General features: G+C 66.2%; 3 protein-coding genes. All 3 read left to right on the top strand.

Features of this window, described 5'->3' with window-relative positions; translation table 11 throughout:
- On the top strand, positions 1 to 615 hold a 615-nt coding region (locus N826_RS38565), incomplete at its 5' end, for a type IV secretion system protein (protein WP_044437856.1).
- Positions 615 to 1,634: a TrbG/VirB9 family P-type conjugative transfer protein gene (locus N826_RS38570; protein WP_044437857.1), complete on the top strand. Its 1,020-nt coding sequence runs from the start codon at positions 615 to 617 to the stop codon at positions 1,632 to 1,634. The genes N826_RS38565 and N826_RS38570, both read left to right, overlap by 1 nt.
- Positions 1,634 to 2,740, top strand: coding sequence for a TrbI/VirB10 family protein (locus N826_RS38575; protein WP_044437859.1), 1,107 nt, complete (start codon positions 1,634 to 1,636; stop codon positions 2,738 to 2,740). Before N826_RS38570 ends, N826_RS38575 begins: the two co-directional genes overlap by 1 nt.
- Positions 2,741 to 2,867: the final 127 nt, after the last annotated feature.

Consider the following 2,867-nt stretch of genomic DNA (forward strand, 5'->3'; position numbering starts at 1 on the left):
GCCTTCGCCGGGATCGTCTTCATCGCCGTCGCCGAAGCCGCCGTCATTTCCTACCTGCTGCCGCTCAAGGAGATCATCCCGATCACAACCCACGTCCGCGACGACGGCACCACGACCACGGCGGTCAAGTGGGAGTCCCTGTCGAAGCCGGTCCGCGAAGACACGACGGTCAATGTCGTTTGGAGCTATGTGCAGCAGCGCGAGAGCTGGTCGGCCGGCAATGCCGGATGGGCGTGGACGATGGTCTCGGCCCTGTCGGCGCCACGCGTCCGCGAGAGCTTCCAGAACTGGTACCGCGCCGACAATCCGCAAAGCCCGGCGCAGATCTACAAGGACATGACGGTCGAGACGACTTTCGTCCGATGGGAGCCGATCTGCCCGGTCGAGAAAGCCTGCATCGCCGACGGCCCTCCCGCCTATCGCGTCTGGTTCGACCGGGTCGAGACGCTGCCGGACGGCAAGCGGATGCCACCGGTCCGCTATGCCGCGACAGTCGCGATCAAGCGGAACGTCGAACTTCCACAGGACCGGATCTGGCAGCGATGGACCTTCAACGCCCCGCAGATCCAGGTCATCGAGTACGCCGGCGCCCAGCGCGAAGGAGTCAGCAGGTGATGAACAAAGCACCCCGGATCGGTTCGATGGCAGCCGTGGCACTGGCACTGATGTCCTCGACCGCCACCGCCGCCGAAGTCCCGCAGCCGTGCGGGCCCGATCCGCGCGAGCGCTGCATCACCTACGATCCGAGCCAGATCATCAGCCTGTTCCTGGTGCCCGGCGCCACGACCACTCTTCAGTTGCCTGACAACGAGGTCGTCTACAGCGTCGGCACATCAGATAACGAGATCATCAGCGGCAAGCCGCCGACCGAACGGGTCGCCACCGGCCAGTCCGCTACTGCCGACGACAACCTTCAGGTTCATATGCCGGGCTCCGACGCCAACCCGTCAAAGTTCCTGATGGTCAAGGCGCTGCGCCACCTCGAGCCGCAGCCGTTCACCGTCATCGGCGTGTGGACGAACCCGGTCACCGGCAAGCAGGACCATCGCCGCCATTCCTTCGAACTCAGCACCATCCCCGGCGGTCCGCAGGCGCCTGACACCTTCTTCTCCGTCGTCTTCTCCGACCCAGTCGCTGCAAAGATCCTCAAAGAAGCCGAGCGGCAGGAGCGGCAGAAACTCTGGCAGGAAAAGCAGGAGAAGCTCCAGGCCCAGGCCGTGGCCGACCGGCTGACGCAGGTTCAGCAGTCCGTCCTCGCCCACAACGTGGCCTATGACGGCCAGGGCACCGACGCCGACCGCATCGCCCTGGCGCCGACGGCGCCGGCCGGGCTCGATGCGATGTGGGACGATGGCCAGCGCACGTATCTGCGCTATCCAGGCAATCGTCCGGCGCCCCTGGCCTATCAGGTCATGGCTGATGGCAGTGAAGCCATCATCGGGCAGAACACCGTGGTCGACTCAGCGACCAGGGGCAGCCTGCTGATCATCCACGGCGTCGTGCCGATGCTCCGGCTGCGCGACGGCAACTCCGTGCTCTGCATCACGAACAACGCCTATGACCCGGTTAGGCATCGGACCGGGACCGGCACCATCGACCCTGGTGTCGTGCGCCAGGTCAGGAGCGGCTCATAATGCTCGGGAACACCATCACGCCGCAGACCGACGCCACGACGTCGCAGATCGCCGGCCCCAGAGAGAGCAGGAAGAAGAAGCTCGGCAAGGCGTTGCTGGGCACCGTCACCATCATCGCCGCCGGCTGGTTCATCCTGACCGACAGCCCGCCACCGCCGGTCGAAGCCGATCGCGGCACCGTCGCCCGCAACGGTGAGATCGGCAGCGCCTTCGCGCCGATCCCGCCCTCAGCTCCGCCGGTAACACCGGCTGCCGTGAGGCCGCCACCGACACCGGCAAGACCGGCTGGATTAGGCATGCCGACCATGCCCACGGCCTTGGCTCGACCTATCGTTCGGCCGCCGATCTCGGCATTGCAGACAAGCGGAGGACTCAAGACCACTGCCAGTCCCACCGCACCGGCGCAGTCTACCGAAGGCGGCGTCGAAAGCATTTCCGCCATGAACGGCGATGGGGATCGGCTGGACGAAGGTCTCGGGGCCGGACGCGACGGCGGTACGGTTTCCGCAACGATGCTGCCGGACCGCAACCTGTTCATGACGATGGGCACGCCAATCCCGTGCATCCTGGAGCAGCCGATCAACACGCAGGTTCCCGGCCCATTCCGGTGCAAGGTTCGCGGTCCGGTCTACAGCACGTCCGGCGCGGTGCCGCTGCTGGACGATGGTACCTGGGCATTCGGGCGCGTCACCCAGCACCTGGAGCGCGGGATGGATCGCGCCTTTGCCGTGGTCACCCGGCTGGAGACGCCGCAGGGCTGCCTGATCAAGCTGCGGGCCTCGCTGGGTGACCAGCTTGGAACCCCCGGCATCGACGGCGAGGTCGACACGCACTTCTTCGAGCGCTTCCGTGGCGTCGCCATGATCGCCCTGCTCGATGCCGCCGGGCAGGCCGCCGCGATCGGTGCGTCGAACGCCATCGGCGCCGACAGCGGCATTTCCTTCAACCAGTTCCAGAGCGGTTCCAGGAACCTCGCCCAGGGCAGTTATGGCGACGACATCGACATCCCCCCGACGCTACGCCGGGCGCAGGCGCCACAGGTGCTGATCATGGCCATGGACGACATCGACATGCGGCCGTGCTTCTCGCTGACGATGGCCCGCTAACCCGATCGCTGAAGGACACGGGACATGAACCACCAACACGCGGCCCTTCCCCTGCTCGACTTCGCCCTCGCACCGTTCGCCGAGTTCATGGCCGACGACACGGTCGAGGACATCATCATGAACCGGC

The sequence above is a fragment of the Skermanella aerolata KACC 11604 genome (genome assembly GCF_000936425.1).
Taxonomy (GTDB): Bacteria; Pseudomonadota; Alphaproteobacteria; order Azospirillales; family Azospirillaceae; genus Skermanella; species Skermanella aerolata.

Coding starts and splice junctions, on each gene's coding strand:
- N826_RS38575 (WP_044437859.1), top strand. CDS start 1,634: ATGCTCGGGAACACCATCACGCCGCAGACCGACGCCACGACGTCGCAG.
- N826_RS38570 (WP_044437857.1), top strand. CDS start 615: ATGAACAAAGCACCCCGGATCGGTTCGATGGCAGCCGTGGCACTGGCA.